A 17,301-nucleotide genomic window follows, 5' to 3' on the forward strand; every position below is an offset into this window, starting at 1 on the left:
CCTGCTCGCCACCGCCGGCGACGATCAGGCAGTGATCGTCTGGACCACCGATCCAGTCACGAGATGACCACCCAGTCGCAGTGAAGCTACGGGTGTACGTGCCCTTTCTTGCGACTCGTCGACACAAGCTAAGTACACCCCTGCTGGTCTGGTCTTCGGGATGGTCCGGCGGGCTGTCGTCGATCGGACGGGCGTGCCTGGTGCGGGGAGCATTCGGCCGGGTTGTGCGTTGTCGTAGTGATCGTCACACCAGCAGGGTGACGGGGGTGATCGTGATGGCCTGGCCTGCGTGGGGCACACGGGCGGTGGCGGCCGGCGGATCAGTGCTGGCCGGCGCGGTGTCGGGGGTGGTGACGAACGTGGTCTCCGACCGGCCGTCCCTGCCGTGGATCGTCGCCCTGGCCGTCCTTGTCGTACTGATGGTCGGACTACAGGTCCTGCTGACCGTGCTCGACCATCGAGGGGCGGCGTCACCGCCCGGGGTCGGTGGGGTGTCGGTCGGCGGATCGTCTTCCGGCTCAATCCGTACTGACGTCGCCGGTGTCCGCCGGGTCCCGGGACGCCGTACCAGTTCGGGTGCGGGGTCGGTCCAGATCGGTGGAGACTCCCGAGCGTCGATCCGCACCCGGGTGCGCGACGTCGAGGAAGGCTAGCCCGATGCCATGGCGTCGACGACGCGGCGACCCACCCTCGATCGGCCCGGCTGCGGCGTCCATCGGCAGGGACAACAACGGTCCCATCGTCACGCAGTACATCGGCGTCCAACACGTCCCCCCGCTGCCACCTGCCGTCACCCCGACGCCCGGCAAGGTCTGGAACGTGCCCCCACGGGTGGCGTACTTCACCGGCCGGGCGGACCTACTGACCCGCCTCGACGAAACCCTGACCGACACGGGCACGGCCGCGGTCTGCGCCGTCCACGGGTTGGGCGGCATCGGGAAGACCGCCCTCGCCGTCGAGTACGCCCACCGGCACGCCGATGCCTACGACGTGGTCTGGTGGGTTCCCGCCGAAGACCCCGACGCGATCCCGGACCACCTCGCCGCATTGGGTCTCGCCCTCGGTTTGCCGGACGGCTCCGGCTGGCCGGCGGTCCTCGCCGCGCTGCACCGTGACCGGCGGCGCTGGCTGCTCATCCTCGACAACGTCGAACACCCCGACGTGGCCGGTTCCTACCGGCCCACCGACACCCTCGGCCGGCTCCTCATCACCAGCCGACGCACCGACCTGGCCGGATACGGCACCCCACTCGAAGTCACCGAACTCCCCCGTGGCGAAGCCGTCGAACTCCTCACCCGCCGCATCCCCGGGATTGACCCCGACACCGCGTCGACGATCGCCGGCCTGCTCGGGGATCTGCCATTGGCGGTGGAACAGGCCGCCGGCTACCTCGACCAGACCGGCACACCCCCCGCCGACTACGCCGACCTGCTGACCACCCGGCTCGCCGACATGCTCACCCGCGGCCATGTCGCCGACCGGCCCGTGGTCACCATCGCCAACCTCTGGGACCTCTCCCTCACCCGACTACGCACCACCGACCCGGCCGCCGTCGCCCTGCTCGCCCTGTGCGCCCTGTGCGCACCCGAACCCATCCCCCTCACGCTGCTCACCGACCACCCCCACCTCCTCGACGTCGCCGCGCTGCGTGAAGCGGCCGGGGATCCGCTGGCCTGGAACGACACCGTCGGCCTACTCGTCGGCTACGGCCTCGCCCGCCGCGGTCCGACCGGCATCACCCTGCACCGGCTCACCGCCGCCGCCATCCGCACCACCATGACCCCCACAACCACCGCCACCACCGCCACAGCCCTCCTCCACCTCCTGCGCGCCGCGATTCCCGGCGACCTCGACGGCCATCCCGAACACTGGCCGCCCTGGCGGGTCCTGCTGCCCCATCTGCGCGCGGTCCTGGACAACCAGCCCGACACCACCTGGAACACCAAGAAGATCCGCCGGGAGGTGTCCTGGCTCTGCGACCGCACCGGCGTCCACCTCGTCCTGCACGGCCGACCCGACACCGCCCTCCCCTACCTCCACCGCGCGCTCACCCTCACCACCCACAACCTCGGACCCGACCACCCCGACACCCTGAACAGCCGCAACAACCTCGCCACCGCCCACCAGGTGGTGGGACGCCTCGACCAGGCCATCAGCCTGCACGAGCAGACCCTCACCGACCGGCTCCGCGTCCTCGGACCCGACCACCCCGACACCCTGACCAGCCGCCACAACCTTGCGGCAGCCCGCGCCGCCCGTGACCACAACCAGGCAGCGCCACCCGACGACACCGGGACCGACACACAGCCCGCATAAACAGAGCTCACACCGCCCGATCCGGTGCACTAGCGAACTCTCGTGCTCGTCGAGGAACAGGACACCGTGAAGCGCCGCGCGGTACGGGTCACCATCGCACTCGCCGACCAGCACGCCACCACCCCGCCTGCCCTGCCCTGGCGTGACGCGAACCGGCGCACCGTCCAGAAGGATCTCCTCTCTCCGCTTTCCGGTCACACCAGCGCTCGTTCACACATCACCGGTGAGCCCTTCTGTTGCGAAGGAGGCAGCGAGGTGACGACGGTCGACCGTGATGCCGTTCTCGACCGCACTGACCTCGCCGCGCTCGCCACCGAGATCTGCGGCGACCCGCAAGGGCGTGGCCGCGGCGCCCGCTGGCACTGCCCGAACCCCGCCCATCCCGACGAACACCCCTCCATGGGCATCTACCAGGGATTCCAGGGCCGCTGGCGGTGGAAATGCCACGCCTGCGGCGAAGGCGGCACCGCCGTCGACCTGCTCACGACCGGCGCCGTTATCTGCACGGACGCGGCTTCACCGACGAACTCCTCACCGCCAACCGGATCGGTTTCGACCCCGGGCCCCGCCAGCTCCCCCGCCCGGACGGTCTGCCCCACGCAGGGCCCGGCATCGCCTTCCCGGTCCTGCGCCCGGAAGACCACCGGCCCGTCTACTACCAGGTCCGCTACCTGCGTTCCGATCAGCGCCGCCGCTACGACCAGCCCTCCCAGGACCTCGCTCCCAACCCGAAACTCGCCCACCTGCTCACCGCCGGCCCGACCGTGCCCGGGATGACAGTCGTCTGCGAAGGATTCCCCGACGCCCTCACCGCCGCCCACTGCGGGTTCGCCGCCGTCGCACTCCTCGGCACCGCCCACGCGAGCGCCACAGGAGCACCCTCCCTCGCGAGCCGGCTCATCGAAGAACGCCCCGAGTCCGCGTTCGTCGTCTGCTTCGACGACGACACCGCCCTGAACCAGGACAAGCTGCCCGCCGGACGCAACGCCGCCCTCCACCTCGCCGACGCACTCGCGCACCACGGACAGATCGTCCTCAACGTCCAGACCCCCGCCGGAATCAAGGACCTCAACGCCTGGTGGCAGCAGAACCCCGACGCCGTCCGCGCCGCCCTACACAGCTTCCCCGCGATTCTCGGACGACCAGCTCTCGCCCCGCGGGATGACGGGCCCCGGCCTGCCGGGCCGTCATCGGACTATCCGGACGCGCCTGAGAGCGTCGGGAAGGCCTCGCATCGTGCCGGTTCCCCGGAGACGATAAGCCCGTCGCTGGCGAACCCGACCGTCTGACCAGGTCCTATGGCGTCGACGTAATGCTCGCCGCCCCCGATGATCGCACCCGCCGCATTGAAGCACGCGATGCTGACATACACCTGATGCACCGGCTGCTGGTAGTGACTCACGACCTCACCCAGCACCCTCGCCGAACCGCCCGCGACGCTGCCCTGAAAGTGCACGCCGACCGCGGCGAACGTCGAGTTCGGATGCGTGTCCTTCTCCGCCGGGTTCTCCAACGGGCTCACCGTCGCCACGACCCTGCCGATCTGCGCCCCCGCAGGAACCTCGACCTGCGTGCCCACCACCATGCGGGTACCGGTACGCATGATCGGCGCGGACGTGCTCGACTGCCCGATCACCGAACCCGCCGGATCGTAGACGGCGAACGAGGCCGTCAACGGCGTGACCATCGGCGTGCCATTGGTAACCATGGTCGCGGCCCAGACGTAGTCTGGCAGACCCATGCTGGCGTCCGACCGCGAGACCCCGAACCCGGTTTCCCCGGAGACGAGCTTGCCGCTCGACGCCGCGACCGTCGACCCGGCACCGCCCTCCGCCTGCCCTGGCGGCAGACTGGCCGCACCGCCACTGCCACTGCCACAGCCGCCAATCAGTGCCGCCAACGCCACGCCCACCACTGGCATGATCCAAACCCTGCGCATCGCCACGCTCCCCCCAGCGTCAACCGAGGCCAGATCCTCGCACAGGCATCGATGGCCCTCTTCGGCTGGTCAGAGCCGTCGACGGTCACCCGCCGAGACCCGACTGGAGAATTCCGGCGAGATTCCCACCCCCTCTTGGCACGCGGGGATCGGCAGGGTCAGATGCAGAATGGTGATGCCGGGCGCGTGCCGTAGAGGCAGAGCTGCCGTCGGCGTAGTTTCGGGCCCGGAGCGCCGATGACATGACGTGTCGGGCTCGCTTCAATGAGCCGACGCGGTGGCGAGCGCGCTTTGACCTGCGCGGGGAGGTGACGCAGGTGCCTGACCGCACCGATCTCCCTGTCGTAGGACACGACGCCGGAAGTGATCCGGCCGACCGGTTCTGGCGGCTTGACCGCTTGCACAATCACTGGGCCCGTCCCGGCGAGCGCCGGTCCTGGCAGTGGTATCTGACCTTCGAGGACAGCCCGGATCTCCAGGTCCTCGCCGCGCACTGCCAGGACGCGATCGACGGCGGCTACTACGACCTCGTCGCGTCCGACGTCCTGCACATGGCCCTTGGCCGGGTCGCGGCGGCAGGGGAGATCGGTGCCGAGCAGGTCGGCGCCGTCGCGGCAGCAGCTGGCCGAGCCTGCGATGCTCTGAGCGCTTTCGAGATCACAACCGGTGCTCTGGGTGGGACCGCGGGTGCCCTCGGGTTCGCCGTGGCGCCTTCCCGGCCGCTCCGCCAGCTGCACGAGACGCTCCGCGCGGCCACCCGGGCCGCCCTCCCCGAGCTCCTCCCGATGTCTCGTCCCTTCGAGCCGCATGTGACGATCGCCTACTGCAACACCGACGACGTCCCAGCGGCACGAGTCCACGCCATCGTGAAACAGCTGCACGATCTTCCGCCCGTCACAGCCGCCGTCACGACGGCCGTGCTCGTGGACCTGGAGCGGCGCGAACGGGCCTACGCCTGGCGACCGGTTGCCAGGATCCCGCTCCCTGCCCAAGGTCAGCGCCGCTCAGCACCGTGAAGGCCCGCCGGGCCGGCGAGAGGCGAGCGCGCTACTCCTCCTTGTGGCTCCAGTCGTCGAGGCGGCGCAGGCCCAGGACGACCCGCCGAAGAAGGTCCGGATCCTGCTCGCCGTTGCCGGGACCTGGTGGGCCGGCGGGCGGAGTACGGCGTGGCAGGACCTGACCGGATCGAGCTCCGCGGCCGTCATTCTGGGGACGGGGAAGAGTGATCTCGCACCAGACGACCTTCCCGCCGCCACGAGTCGGGTAGAACGACCAGCGAGCGCTCAGCGCGCTGACCAGGACCAGGCCGCGACCGCTCTCGGCGGTCAGGTCCTGGTCCTGCTGGTGGGGTGGGGTGTCAGCCCGGTCCCAGACTTCGAGTAGGAGCCGAGGCCCGGACAAGCTCAGCCGCAACGAGACGAAGCCGCGATCCGTCTGATTTCGCCCGGTCTCCTCCGGCTCTTCGTAGGGGGACGTCGATGCCGTGATCGCGTTCGCGACCAGCTCGGAGATCAGCAAGACCGTGGTGCTCGTCGTCTCCTCGTCGAGGTGCCAGGCGCGCAGCACGTGTCGGCCGCGGGCGCGTGCCTCGCGGGCGGACGTGGCCGTCGCGGGGAATTGGAAGACGCGGGGCGCGGCGAACGGTGGCCGCGTCAGCGACGGAGGCAGGGCGGCGATCTGCACGGCACCTCCGCAATCCACGATTTCCCCTTCCAGGGCTCGGCGCATCGGCGGCGACGTGGACAGGTGCTCCGCGCCGGCGACGAGGACGATCGCTGCGTCGTAGCGGCGGAGCTCCTCCAGCAGCACCGAGAATCCCGCACGGACAAGCTGGTCGGACGGGGTGTTTCGATCGACGTAGACCTCGACCAGGGCCAGGCCCTCGCGTCTGGCGTGACCGGTCAGCACGTCGTGGACGCGGTTGATCTCTTCGTCGTTGGCGTCGTCCCGACGGATGTAGCCGAACGCGCTCCTGGTCATCGTTTCGCGTCCCGGGCCAGCGGCATGGCCGCGTCCCGAACCGGCCTGCCCGCGCGTTCCACAGCCGGCTGACGCTGTCGTTCGTCGACGCGCGCCGCGGCGCAGGACCTGATCGTCATGGCTCTCCTGTTCCCTCGCCCGCGGGATCGCTCCGCCGTGCACCGGCGTGCACCGACAGGATCACCCCGGCGTGCATCAAAATGCAAGTGCATCTCAGTGCACGCGACTAGCATTGCAGTGCCAGAGCAGCGCAATGCGCAGCCTGGGCCATGCGCGGTGCAGGATGAGGCGACCCGACCTTGGGGAGGACAGCACGATGTCGGCCGAGACGACGCCCACCCTGCGGCGCCGCCAGTTGGGCGCCGAACTGCGCCGGCTGCGCGAAGACCGGGACCTCACGATCGAGGACGCCGCCGTGCGGCTCGGCTGTTCGACGTCGAAGATCAGCCGGATGGAGACCGGCGTGACGACGCAGCGCAGCCGGGATGTACGGGCACTGCTGGAGTTCTATGAGGTGGCGCAGGAGCATCAGGAACGGATCCTCGACATCGCTCGAGGCGTCCGGCAGCGGGACTGGTGGCATCGCTACACCGACGCCGTGCCACGGTGGTTCGAGCGCTTCATGGCCGCCGAGACAAGTGCCGTCTCCTGGGACTGCTTCGACGCGCAGCTCGTCCCCGGGCTGCTGCAGACCCGCGACTACGCCTACGCCGTCATGCGCGCTGCGAACTCCAGCCTCGACGACGACGAGATCGATCGCCGGGTCGCGCTGCGGCTGGAGCGGCAGAACCGGCTCGCCGGCGACGACCCGCTCACCCTGTGGGCGGTGCTCGACGAAGCCGTCCTGCGGCGCCAGGTCGGCGGCAAGACCGTCATGCGGGCACAGCTGGAACACCTTCGGCAGGCAGCGCTCCAGCCGAATGTCACGATCCAGATCCTCCCGTACACCGTCGGGGCACATGCCGCTCTCGGCTTCTCGTTCATGATCCTCAGCTTCCCCGGCGTCAGCGGCGGCGAAGTCGTCCACGTCGAGCAGCTCAACAGCGGCCTCTATCTGGAGAAGGAAGCCGATCTTCGCCGCTATAAGCTCGTCATGAACCGCCTGCGAGCAGCCGCACTCGACCCCGAGCGGTCTCTCGACCTGATCGCCCACGCGGAGGAGGACCTGACATGAGCGATACCTCCCCGAGTCCCGACCCGCACCGCACCTGGCACAAGAGCAGCTACAGCGCCGGCAACGGCGGCGCCTGCGTCGAGGTCGCCACCAGCCCGGACTCGATCGCCGTCCGCGACTCCAAAGACCCCGGCGGCCCCGTCCTCGTCTTCACCCCCGCTGAATGGACGGCCTTCCTTGCCGGTGCGCGCGACGGCGAGTTCGATCTCTAGCCCACCGTCGTGACCCGCGCGCGAGTCAGTGCGCGCCCTATCGCGGTCTCGGCGGTCTCGACTGCCGCCATGAGGTCCACGCGCAGAGTCGGCGGGATGAGGCCGAGGCCGAGGCCGGCGGCTCGAACGGCCTCGGAAAGTTCGGAGCGTTCGGCGATGGTCATAGCGGTGCTGCATGCCTGGTGGGCGAGCAGCTCGCGGGCGACGTGAGCGTCGCTGGTGGTGAGTGCCTGCCGTGTGAGACGGGCAGGGATGCGGCGTGACGCGGGCGTGGTGATGCTTTCGGCGAGATCGATCACGGTGAGTCCCAGCCGTGCCTGGAACGCTCCGAGGCTGGCCGCCGCCGGCAGGTCCTCGTAGCAGCGGATCATCGTGGCGACGCTCTGGTCTGCCGTTTTGCCTGCGGAGCGGTCGCACACGACAGTCAGGCAGGCGGCGACGGCGCGTTCCCAGAGTTCGGCGGGTTCGCTCTCGTCGATGACCGCCCGTGCTGCGGTGAGCCGGCCGCCGGTGCAGTGGGCGAGAACGACGGCCTGCCGGCCGTCGAGCAGGCGCCGGCCGACCCCGCGGCTCGCCTCGGCGTGGGCGGCGGCCTGCTCCCAGCGGCCGGCTGCGGCGAGGGCCCGCGTTCCGTCGGCGAGCACCACGGTCCAGAGCCAGTGGCGCAGTGCCCAATGGTCGTCTGGCGCGGCAGTGAGCCGCCCACCGGGGACGAGGATGCCGTCGATGACGATGTCGGTGCCTTCGGCGATGCCGCGGTGGAGGGTGCGGAGCAGTCCGTGGGCGCGGTCGCCGTGGCCGTCACGGATGTGCAGGCGGGCGAGGTTGACGAGGGGTTCGAGGGCGCGCCGGGCGGTGCGCCCGTCCAGTGGCCAGGTGTCCTGGTAGGCGTCCCAGTGGCGGCGGCACAGCGTGCGGGCGAGGTCGGGTAGACCCACGTCGCTCACGATCAGCGCGGCCTTGTTGTGTGCTTCGGCCGCCGCTGTCAGCGCCTCCGGTCCGGAGGATGACGCCGCTGCGGCCCGTGCCAGAGCGTTGACCTCGCTGACCCGGGCGTGGAGGGGGCCACAGGCGGGTCGAGGTCGGGCGACGAGGGGGAATCGTCGTCCGACCTGCGCCAGGAGGTCCTCGGCTACGCCCACGTGACGGTGAGCGGGTTGTGCTGGCGGTCGAGAACGACCTGGCCGGCGGACGGCGTGCCGGGGTGCATGTCAATGTGGACGTCGCGGGCGCGGTGGTCGCGGTTCCAGCGTTGGATCTCGGTGGCGACGTGGCGGGCGAGGTCGTCGTGGTCGGGGCCGTGTGCGATGACGCCGACCTCGTTCATCGTCGTGCCGTCGGTGGCCCGGGGGGCGGGTCGCAGGGTGAGGTAGGCGAGGCTGTCCTTCTCGACGGCGGCCATCGCGCCCCAGCCGAACTGGGGGCTGACCAGGCCGCTCTCGACTGCTCTGGGCGTGGTGGGCATGCGGGTCAGCCCGCCGTCGAGGGTGCAGGTGAGCCAGAGGTCCAGCCATTCGAACGATTCGGGGGCGGCGAACAGCACGCCGGTCCACGCCTCGGTGCCCGGCTGGTCGAGGACGCCGAGCAGGGCGGCCGGGTCGGTGGTGTGTTCGCGGTAGAGCTGCACGCTGACGTCGCCGTCCGCGGTCAGTGCGGCGATCCGGCGGGGGTCGTCGCCGATTCCGCGCAGGGGCATGAAGGAGCACATCTCGATCGAGTGGCTTCGCCAGACACCATCGTGATGGTCGAAGGCGATCGACCGGGCGACGGCGCCGCGCAGTCGTATCGGTAGGACGAGCCGGGCGTGCGGGGCTGCCTGGTCGAGCCAGGCGGGTGGCGCGTCGAACGCGCCGACGGTGGCGATGACGCGGTCGAACGGGCCGCCGTCCGGGGCGCCGAGGGCGCCGTCGCCGAGCACCACGGTCACGTCCGCCCGGCCGGCGGCGGTGAGGTTGCGGCGGGCGCCTACGACGATGTCGTCGTCAACGTCGATCGTGGTGACCTGGCCGCGGGCGCCGGCGAGGTGGGCGAGGAGTGCCGCGTTGTAGCCCGTGCCGGCACCGATCTCGAGGATCCGGTCGCCGGGGCGGACGTCGAGCTGTTCGAGCATCATCGCGACGATCGTCGGCTGGGACGCGGCGCTGATCGACACGCCAGCGCTGTCCTGCTTGGTGTAAACCGGTTCGTCGGCATAGGCGTCCGCGACGTCCACCCCGGGGAGAAAGAGGTGCCGCGGCACGGTGCGCATCGCGGCCTGCACCGCATCACTGCGCACCGCGCCTGACGCGCGCAGGCGGTCGACGAGGGTGTCACGCAGCCGTGCGGTGGCTGCTTCTCTCTCGGCATGGTGGGTGGCCGCGTCGTTGGCCGGCGCCGCGCCGGCGTCGTGCTGCGGGGATGGTGCGACGACGTCGATGTCGTCTTCCGCCATGACTACCTCTTTCCCGAGGGTCGCGAGGATGGCCTGGTCCGCGAAGGGCAGACCGAGTCGATTCCAGAAGAAGATCAGGTGGTGGGTGAGGATCGCCCGCAGGCCTCGTTCAAGCGTTCCGCACGCGGCCAGGTCGGCGAGGTCCCGCCCGGCCCGCTCGAAGCCGCCAGCCCACCCGACCAGGTCCGCGGCCGGATCGCGGACGGCCAGCCGGCTTCCTGGACCGGCGTCGACGGTCATCAGCCGATGGGTCGCGGCCGCGAGGGTGCGGCGGCGTTCCGGTGGGAGCGGCGGGACGGCCGGGCTGGCGGGACGGTGGCGGGCGAGTCGGGCCCAGACGTCGCCCTGCTCGTACCAGTCGAGACCGGCGCCGCGTAGCAGCACGCTGGCCAGTAGGACGGCCAGTTCACGGCGACCCAGCGTGGCCTTGTCGGGGTCCGCCGGCCGGGCGAGGTGGTCGAGGACGTGGTGGCTGTCGTGGGCGAACAGGTCGTGCGCGACCGCCATGCCTTCGGCGCCGCCGAAGGCGGTCACCTCCGGTTCATAGATGCCGGTCGACCAGCCGACCGCGTGTCCACCTGCGACCAGCTCGTCGAGGACGCGCGCGAGGTGCGCGGCGGTGTCGGGCGTCGCGGGGCGGTAGCGCAGGCGCCAGGCCGGCGTCTTGCGGACGAAGAACCAGCCGGCTATCCGCCCGGCTGCCTGCTCCCGCAGCAGTGCCGGGCGCAGGTGCCGCACTGCGATGCGTTCGGCCGTGTGCCGGTCGGTGAAGGTGATCGCGACCTGGTGCCAGCCGGAGGCCTCGAACGCATCGTCCATGGCGTCGTCCCTCCCCGTCGCGGTCAGGTGATCAGCAGGCATGCGTCCCAGCCGGTTGTCGAGTCGGGGGGGCTGGTGAGGCTGTGCAGCACCAGTCCGATGCCGGCCAGGCCTTCGAGGAGTCCCAGGCGGTTGACGGTCCGCACGCGCGGCCCGGCTGTCGGCTCGCCGCCAGGCTTGGAGACCGCGGCAGCGGTCTGGAGGAGATCGTTGTCTGCCGTGCTGGCGAGCAGGGCGTCGAGGAGGCGGGGCACGCGGTCGGCGAGGTCGGTGGGCTCCGCGTCGGCGGCCACGCGATGGGCCAGGTGGAGAAGCCCGGCCTGGCCGTGGCACAGCGAGGCGTCGAGGGCGGCGGTCTGGGCCGGGCCGGTCACGGCGTGCAGAAGGGCGCCCTCGGCCATCCGGCGGCGCGTCGCATGCCCGGTGGCCAGGGCGGCGAGTTGCTGGGCGCGAGCGAGACCCGCGGCGCCGTAACACCAGGACGCGCGGGGTGGCCCCGCGAGGTCCGGTCGGCCGGCACGCAGCTGCGTGCGGGTGATCCAGTAGGGCCACCAGGGGCCGGTGTCGCTGTCCTGCCGCCAGCGGTCGAGCCAGTCACAGATGCAATGGATCGCCTCGATGTGCCCGTCGACGACGATGTGGCGGCGGGCCGCCAGAGAGAGCAGTGCGAGGGGGCCGGCGATGCCGTGGGCCACGCCGTTGTTACCGTGCCCGCCCGGATACTCAGGTGCGGGACGTCCGGTGGGCGCGAGATCGCTCCACCAGCCAGGCAGCGTCTCACCGTCGTCCTTGAGCGGCTCGGTGAGCCTGACGAGGTATTCCAGGATGTCTCGGAGGAGGTCTGTCTGCGGGTCGCGGCGGAGGAGATGCGCGCCGGTGCCGGCCAGCCCGCGGATAGCATCGAACTCCGCCAGCGCGGGCAGGGCGCCGCGGTCGATACGCGCATGGGCGTCGTCCAGCCGCCGTCGGGTCGCGCGGGTGATGTGGCGGTCGAGGGCCTCGAGCGCGCGGGCGTATCGGCCGGAGGCGTGCGCGGCGCCGTGCAGGGCGAACCCGAGCGCGGGGGCGCCGTGGTGCAGGTGGCTGTCCTCGCCTGCGCTGATTTCCTGTCGGGTGGCGAAGCGGAGCCAGTCGTGGGCGCGTTGCCAGGGCGACAGGCCGGCGTGGGCGCGTTCGACATGCAGGAGCGCGATGCCGGCGGCGCCGTGGCCGAGGGACTGCGGCCACCAGCGTTCGGCGGTGCCGAGGTCACCGACGTCGTCGGGTGACGCGAGCCGGTCGGCGATCCGGGCGGCCAGCGCCGCCGCCGTGTCAAGCCGGAGATCGGTCATCGAGCGTTCCGACCTGCTGTGGCCGAGCGGACGCGCCAGGACAGGGCCGCGGCACGTGCCAGGTGCAGGCAGGTCCGCTCCCGGTCGGGATCGATGCCCAGGGCCCGGATGTGGTGGGCATGAAGCAGCGCGACGAGTGTCGCGTCAAGATCCATACTCGCCGAGTCCGCGAGCAGGGTGCGGTAGTCGGCGAGGGCTGTGGTGCGGTCCCACCACGCTTCGACGATGTCCGCTCCGCCGGGTGTTCCGCGTAGCGCCGCCCAGTCGTCGTGGGGATCGGCCAGGCGTACCGCTTCCGCCAGCAGCTCGCGCGGCGGCTTCGCCGGTTTGGTGGGGCGGGCATGACGGATGAGCCAGGTCGCGCCATCGTCGGGCCCACCCGTGAAGCCGACGGCGATCGCGACTATGTGGGCGGCGGCCAGGGCCTCGGCCGAGGGCCGGTGCGGCTGCGCGAACTGGGCGAGCAGGGCCTCGGAGTCCGCGGCGAAGACCTTCTCGGCCGCGGTCATCAGGTCCCCATCGCCCCACCGGCCGATCTCGGGCCGGTAGGTGGCGAACTCGACGTCGCGCAGCAGGCCCTGCGTGGCCAGCCGGTCCGCCCAGGCACTGACCCGCGTCGCGGCCGGGCCGAACGCCGCGGCGTCGGGAAGCGCGACGCGCAGGCGGATGTGCGCCTGCCGGTCGGGATCGCGGTAGCGGATGAACCACCATCGCGGTGGCGCGTCCCAGATCGCGAGCAGGTCGGGCAGATGCTCGCCGAGGACCTCGGTCTGGCGGTCTGGATGCCCATACAGCTTCACGTAGAGCCACGACGACATGCCGGGACGATGGCCGTGGTCACGGCGGATGACCCGTGGCATCGGCGACGTGGCCTGAGCCAGGCGTCGTTCCGGTCCACGCGCCGCCTGATCCGCGAGCAGCAGCACCACGATCTCGTGAGCGTGGCCTTCCAGCCAGCCGAACGCCCCCGCCGGCGCCGCCTCGACAAGTCGCGCACTCCCCGACCGATCGACATGCTCGCGCAGCAGGGCACGGTGCGCTGCCTGACGCAGATCGAGGCGTAACTGCCGGTCCCCGGCACCCACCGAGACGACGTCCGGCACCCGTCGCCGGGCCTGCCATCCGGCCCAGGCCGCCTCCCACACCGGCCAGGACGCGCCGCGGTCGAGTAGCTCCCCAGCCTGTACGACCCAGCGTGCCGGCGACAGCACCGCTCGGCCGTAGATCAGTCGCGGCAGGAACGGCAGGTCGGCGGCCAAGCCCCAGTCGAATCCCGTCACGACCGCGTCCTGCGAACGGGAGATCTCGGCGAGGAAACGCGCCAACGGCGGAGTATGCGCCCGCAGATCGAGGGCATGCACCATCGTCGGCTCCAGGCGCCAGCCCCGGGACAGCGAGACCAGCGACAGACGGACCCCGTCCGTGACGAGCGCCAGGTCCTCCAGCCGAATCACGGTGTCCGCCGGATCTCGGTGCTCGGCGAGCGCGATCACCCGGGGCATGACCTGGGGCACCCGCGTGACTTGCGACGCGCGTGGATCCGGCACGTCAACGGAGAGCTGCACGGGCTCCGCGCCCGGATCGCTCACGGGGAGATCCGCGAGCACCGTGGCCAGGGGCGTCCCGTCGCCGGCGAGCAGTCCGAGGAAGCGACCGGTCATCGTGCCGGCGGCACGCGACACCGACACCACCGCCACGCGGAACGCTCCCCGGTCCACGGCCTCCTTCGAGTCGGCATGCAGCTCGAAGCACATCTCCAGATGGGCAGGTGTGCGCGCCGACGCCTGCGCGTCGACTTCCAGGTCGGCGATCAGATCCTCAGTCAGAGCGATCTCCTGGCGTCCGTCCAGCGCGGCCTGGTGCGCCACGGCCAGCAGCCGACGGTCGCGGTCGGAGACCGGCGTCGGGCTGTCCACCGGCTTCGCGCGCTGACCCGGATAGCCGGCAGGGAAGCCCAGGCCGCTGTCCGCATCTACGGCATCGAGGAGGGGAACCGCCGCGCCGATGCCGTACCGCTCGAAGAAGCGGCTGTGGAAGTCCTGCCACGCCACCGGCCCGCCCGGCAGGCGCGCCATCCGGGCCAGCACCGCCGCCGCGGACTCCACCTCCCGCGCGACCTGCCGGGGAAGCACCGCGGCGCCGTCCAGCCGGAGATCCACCGCCACCGGTGGCCGCTCGGATGCGCCCAGAACGCCCATCCGAACACCGGCATCCGCGCGGACCCGACGGGCCTCCTTGGACGTCGACGCCTGCCGATGGGAGGCCAGGATCCGCCTGATCTCGCTTAAGCGTTCGAACGTGTCGGACACCTCGGGGATGCCGCCGGCGCCGACCGCTGCCAGGCGGTCCACCACATACCCGAACGCGTCCACGGTGGTGCTCGGTGCACGCAGGCCGCTGACCAGCACCCGCCACCGCACCAGCTCGTTCAGCAGGACGGCGATCAACCCCGAGGACGCCTCCGGAAACTCGGCGGCGAGCTTCGCCGACAGCTCCTCACCGCAGATCGGTGCCCGCGCGGCCTCGACGACGAGGCGCACCGCAGGCGTGAGCCGCAGTGTCACCTCAGCCGGGGCCCCACCGCCGGATCCCGTTCGCCGATCACCGTACTGGTGGGGAACGACAAGCCGCCGGCCCCGTGGAAACACCGCGTTGTTGATGACCAGTGGCAGCCGGCCTGCCAGCGGTTGACATGACTCAAGCTGCGAGATCACCTCGTCGAGCCAGGCCCCGTCCGCGTAGGCGGCGGCCAGGTGCTCGTACCCCCAGCGGACCACGAGATCCGCGCCGAAGGAGGCCGGAACCACCCCGGCGAACAGCCCGAACGGCGTCGCGCGCCCCGTCATCCGCAGCAGATAGCGACAGGTGGCGAGCACCACCCGCCGGACGCGGCGCGCGTCCGGATCCGCCGCCGCGCAGGTCACCTGAACGGCCCGCGCGAGACCAGGACTGGCGAGCTCAACCGCCGCCGCGACGTCCTCGTCCGCCCACACCCGACGCAGCCAGGCACACCAACGGTCCACCCGATCCGCGCCCATGTCGTTCGGATCCGGCCACGCTGGCAACGTGGCCTCGGTCCGCACCGCCGCGCGAAGGAGCGCCGCGTCCGCGCAGCGGTACGGACGCCGGTCGTTCGGCGACCTCATCGATCCGCCTCCGCTCCCTGATGCTGCCGGCGCCCGGTTGTTTCAGCCGCAGTTCGTCGCGCACGCCTTGGGGCATGTCGAACCGCAGCCATCGTCGGTCAGGTTGATCAGACTCGCCGCCGCGTCCCCCACCTCGATGACCCGGATGTCCAGGTCGAACAGACCGTCATCGATCCCCATCGCGCCACCCCGCGTGGCCAGCTCCGACGTGCTCATCGCTCATGTCCTCCACTCCGCGTCCAGGCCGAACCGGCCCGGACATCCTTGATCGGATCTGCAAGCCCGACGAGCGGGCACGGATAGGTTGGCATCTATCCGCATAGCTTGCAAGACTCATTCGCCGCGACGCTCGGCCGCAGACCACAAGAGCCGCCTCACCGGAGGCGATCTACGGTCGTGGCGCGCCACCGACCTGGCCTGTTGACCACCGCTACGGGCAATGCCCATACTCCCACCTGGATGGATAGACACGGATAGGAGAGGATGGAGACATGGCGCTTCACCAGGTGGCGGGCTGCGACGACCTCGCGACGTGCCCCGGCGTTTTCGTCGAGGGCGACGATGTTGTCGTGCAGGGCTACCAGATCAGCACCGACACCCGCGCGCAGCTCACCCTCGCGGCGGACGAGACCGCCGTGCGCCTTCCCCGCCAGCTCATCCTCGACGCGGCCGCCCGCCTGACCGAGGGCGTATGACGCCCGCCGAGCTCATGGCGCTCTACGGCAGCTTCACCGCCGAAGCGATTCGCCTCGAGTCACGCCAGTACTACGAGGTGCCCGGCGACGCCGACCGCCAGCGCGCCTACCGCGAGGGACACCCTCTGCCAGACCGTCCCGCGAAGACCGCGACCGTCCAGATCATCCGCGACGCCGTCGCCGCCGGAAAGACCTTCGGCCGCGTCCACATCGTCGACGAGCCGTTGAGCGACTACGTCCGCTACGAACTCGACGCCGCCTACCCCGAGAACGTCGCCGCCGGCGAACAGGTCTGGATCGTCGACCGCGCCAGCCACCCCGACCTGGTACCGGTCCAGCGGGACTTCGTCCTGTTCGACCGCGGAACCGACCACGCCAGCGTCGTCTGGTACGACTACACCCCTGACGGCACCCTCACCGGCTACACCCCCGGCACCCCGACCGACCTGGCCGCCTGCACCGAACTGCTCGACCTCGCCCGCACCCACGCCCTGCCCCTGGCCGACTACATGACCACCCGATTCAGGACATCCCACTGATCCACGCATGACCGGTTTCGGCACCCCCGCACTCCGCGAACGTCTCGGACGCTCGCTCGGCCGCCTACGCGCCGCAACCGGACTGTCCCAACCCCAGCTCGCCCGCCAGCTCGGCTGGTCACAGCCCAAGATCAGCCGCATCGAAGCCGGCAAACAGCGCGTCACCCTCACCGACGTCGACCAGTGGTGCCAGGCCACCGGCGCCACCGAGGCGCAACGCGACGAGCTGCGCACCCTCGCCGAAGAAGCCCTCCTCGGCCCCACCTCCTGGGAAGCCGCCGGCGACCCCGCCGCCCTGCGCCACAGCACCGCCGAGGTCGAAGCCAAAGCCGGCCTCATCCGCGGCTACCAGCCCGCCATCCTGCCCGGCCTGCTCCAGACCGCCAGCTACGCCCGCCACGTCCTGTCCGCCGGACCCGACGGACCACCCCCCGACCTCGCCGAACGCGTCCTCGCCCGCCTCGAACGCCAACGCATCCTCTACGACACCACCAAACGCCTCGAATTCGTCATCCCCGAAGCCGTCCTCCGCTGGCCCTTCGGCCCACCCGCCGAACACACCGAACAACTCGCCCGCCTCGGCGAAATCCTCCACCGCCCCAACGTCGACCTACGCATCCTCCCCCTCACCGCCGCACCCGTCTGGCGCACCAGCGGCTTCGTCCTGTTCGAAGACCTCCCCGACACCGACCCCTTCGTCCACCTCGAACTCCTCACCC

The 17,301-nt window shown here is 71.1% G+C and carries 16 protein-coding genes; 9 read left to right on the forward strand and 7 right to left on the reverse strand.

Translation table 11 applies throughout. The features are described from left to right. Positions 1-275: 275 nt before the first annotated feature. From C1A33_RS06335 to C1A33_RS06345, 3 genes are all read left to right on the forward strand, one after another. Complete coding sequence (locus C1A33_RS06335) at positions 276-653, forward strand: hypothetical protein (protein ID WP_133150578.1); 378 nt, start codon at positions 276-278, stop codon at positions 651-653. A gap of 4 nt (positions 654-657) precedes the next feature. Then, positions 658-2,316: an FxSxx-COOH system tetratricopeptide repeat protein gene (gene fxsT, locus C1A33_RS34620; RefSeq protein WP_101830587.1), complete on the forward strand. Its 1,659-nt coding sequence runs from the start codon at positions 658-660 to the stop codon at positions 2,314-2,316. A gap of 440 nt (positions 2,317-2,756) precedes the next feature. After that, positions 2,757-3,605, forward strand: coding sequence for a toprim domain-containing protein (locus C1A33_RS06345; RefSeq protein WP_243407252.1), 849 nt, complete (start codon positions 2,757-2,759; stop codon positions 3,603-3,605). Here C1A33_RS06345 and C1A33_RS34020 read toward each other — a convergent pair. Further along, entirely contained in the window at positions 3,512-4,237 is a 726-nt protein-coding gene (locus tag C1A33_RS34020; protein ID WP_133150579.1) for an FxLYD domain-containing protein, read from the reverse strand. The two genes, C1A33_RS06345 and C1A33_RS34020, sit on opposite strands and share 94 nt — an antisense overlap. Positions 4,238-4,653: 416 nt before the next feature. Here C1A33_RS34020 and C1A33_RS06350 point away from each other — a divergent pair, with 416 nt between their 5' ends. Next, complete coding sequence (locus C1A33_RS06350; protein ID WP_207770185.1) at positions 4,654-5,271, forward strand: 2'-5' RNA ligase family protein; 618 nt, start codon at positions 4,654-4,656, stop codon at positions 5,269-5,271. A gap of 31 nt (positions 5,272-5,302) precedes the next feature. On the opposite strand, the gene C1A33_RS06355 is transcribed toward C1A33_RS06350, so the two are convergent. After that, complete coding sequence (locus C1A33_RS06355) at positions 5,303-6,235, reverse strand: ATP-binding protein (protein ID WP_101830589.1); 933 nt, start codon at positions 6,233-6,235, stop codon at positions 5,303-5,305. Between the two features lie 316 nt (positions 6,236-6,551). Between C1A33_RS06355 and C1A33_RS06360 the strand changes: the two genes are divergently transcribed. Next, positions 6,552-7,409: a helix-turn-helix domain-containing protein gene (locus C1A33_RS06360; protein WP_101830590.1), complete on the forward strand. Its 858-nt coding sequence runs from the start codon at positions 6,552-6,554 to the stop codon at positions 7,407-7,409. After that, entirely contained in the window at positions 7,406-7,621 is a 216-nt protein-coding gene (locus C1A33_RS06365; RefSeq protein WP_101830591.1) for a DUF397 domain-containing protein, read from the forward strand. The genes C1A33_RS06360 and C1A33_RS06365 overlap by 4 nt, the downstream gene beginning before the upstream one ends. On the opposite strand, the gene C1A33_RS06370 is transcribed toward C1A33_RS06365, so the two are convergent. From C1A33_RS06370 to C1A33_RS06390, 5 genes are all read right to left on the reverse strand, one after another. Beyond that, positions 7,618-8,568, reverse strand: coding sequence for a hypothetical protein (locus C1A33_RS06370; RefSeq protein ID WP_133150580.1), 951 nt, complete (start codon positions 8,566-8,568; stop codon positions 7,618-7,620). The two genes, C1A33_RS06365 and C1A33_RS06370, sit on opposite strands and share 4 nt — an antisense overlap. A 185-nt stretch (positions 8,569-8,753) precedes the next feature. Then, positions 8,754-10,871: a methyltransferase, FxLD system gene (gene fxlM / locus C1A33_RS06375; protein ID WP_165818254.1), complete on the reverse strand. Its 2,118-nt coding sequence runs from the start codon at positions 10,869-10,871 to the stop codon at positions 8,754-8,756. 23 nt (positions 10,872-10,894) lie between these two features. Continuing rightward, complete coding sequence (locus C1A33_RS06380; RefSeq protein WP_101830594.1) at positions 10,895-12,202, reverse strand: lanthionine synthetase C family protein; 1,308 nt, start codon at positions 12,200-12,202, stop codon at positions 10,895-10,897. After that, entirely contained in the window at positions 12,199-15,348 is a 3,150-nt protein-coding gene (locus C1A33_RS06385; protein ID WP_207770186.1) for a lantibiotic dehydratase, read from the reverse strand. Before C1A33_RS06385 ends, C1A33_RS06380 begins: the two co-directional genes overlap by 4 nt. Positions 15,349-15,390: 42 nt before the next feature. Then, positions 15,391-15,564 carry an FxLD family lanthipeptide gene (locus C1A33_RS06390; protein WP_243407251.1) on the reverse strand — a complete coding sequence of 58 codons (174 nt, stop codon included), beginning with the start codon at positions 15,562-15,564 and terminating at the stop codon, positions 15,391-15,393. Positions 15,565-15,839: 275 nt separating this feature from the next. On the opposite strand from C1A33_RS06390, the gene C1A33_RS06395 reads away from it, so the two are divergent. From C1A33_RS06395 to C1A33_RS06405, 3 genes are all read left to right on the forward strand, one after another. Continuing rightward, positions 15,840-16,043, forward strand: a complete 204-nt coding sequence (locus C1A33_RS06395) for a hypothetical protein (protein ID WP_101830595.1) — start codon at positions 15,840-15,842, stop codon at positions 16,041-16,043. Beyond that, a complete protein-coding gene (locus tag C1A33_RS06400; protein WP_101830596.1) occupies positions 16,040-16,582 on the forward strand; it encodes a DUF6879 family protein in 543 nt (180 codons plus the stop codon). The genes C1A33_RS06395 and C1A33_RS06400 overlap by 4 nt, the downstream gene beginning before the upstream one ends. 7 nt (positions 16,583-16,589) lie before the next feature. Then, positions 16,590-17,301, forward strand: a 712-nt coding sequence (locus C1A33_RS06405; protein WP_101830597.1) for a helix-turn-helix domain-containing protein, incomplete at its 3' end; no start/stop codon positions are given.

The sequence above is a fragment of the Frankia canadensis genome (assembly GCF_900197875.1).
Lineage (GTDB): Bacteria > Actinomycetota > Actinomycetes > Frankiales > Frankiaceae > Frankia > Frankia canadensis.

Bases quoted from the DNA above. Each gene is read 5' to 3' on its own strand.
- C1A33_RS06335 (WP_133150578.1), top strand. From the start codon at position 276: ATGGCCTGGCCTGCGTGGGGCACACGGGCGGTGGCGGCCGGCGGATCA.
- fxsT (WP_101830587.1), top strand. From the start codon at position 658: ATGCCATGGCGTCGACGACGCGGCGACCCACCCTCGATCGGCCCGGCT.
- C1A33_RS06345 (WP_243407252.1), top strand. From the start codon at position 2,757: ATGCCACGCCTGCGGCGAAGGCGGCACCGCCGTCGACCTGCTCACGAC.
- C1A33_RS34020 (WP_133150579.1), bottom strand. From the start codon at position 4,237: ATGCCAGTGGTGGGCGTGGCGTTGGCGGCACTGATTGGCGGCTGTGGC.
- C1A33_RS06355 (WP_101830589.1), bottom strand. From the start codon at position 6,235: ATGACCAGGAGCGCGTTCGGCTACATCCGTCGGGACGACGCCAACGAC.
- C1A33_RS06360 (WP_101830590.1), top strand. From the start codon at position 6,552: ATGTCGGCCGAGACGACGCCCACCCTGCGGCGCCGCCAGTTGGGCGCC.
- C1A33_RS06365 (WP_101830591.1), top strand. From the start codon at position 7,406: ATGAGCGATACCTCCCCGAGTCCCGACCCGCACCGCACCTGGCACAAG.
- fxlM (WP_165818254.1), bottom strand. From the start codon at position 10,871: ATGGACGATGCGTTCGAGGCCTCCGGCTGGCACCAGGTCGCGATCACC.
- C1A33_RS06380 (WP_101830594.1), bottom strand. From the start codon at position 12,202: ATGACCGATCTCCGGCTTGACACGGCGGCGGCGCTGGCCGCCCGGATC.
- C1A33_RS06385 (WP_207770186.1), bottom strand. From the start codon at position 15,348: ATGAGGTCGCCGAACGACCGGCGTCCGTACCGCTGCGCGGACGCGGCG.
- C1A33_RS06390 (WP_243407251.1), bottom strand. From the start codon at position 15,564: ATGAGCACGTCGGAGCTGGCCACGCGGGGTGGCGCGATGGGGATCGAT.
- C1A33_RS06395 (WP_101830595.1), top strand. From the start codon at position 15,840: ATGGCGCTTCACCAGGTGGCGGGCTGCGACGACCTCGCGACGTGCCCC.
- C1A33_RS06400 (WP_101830596.1), top strand. From the start codon at position 16,040: ATGACGCCCGCCGAGCTCATGGCGCTCTACGGCAGCTTCACCGCCGAA.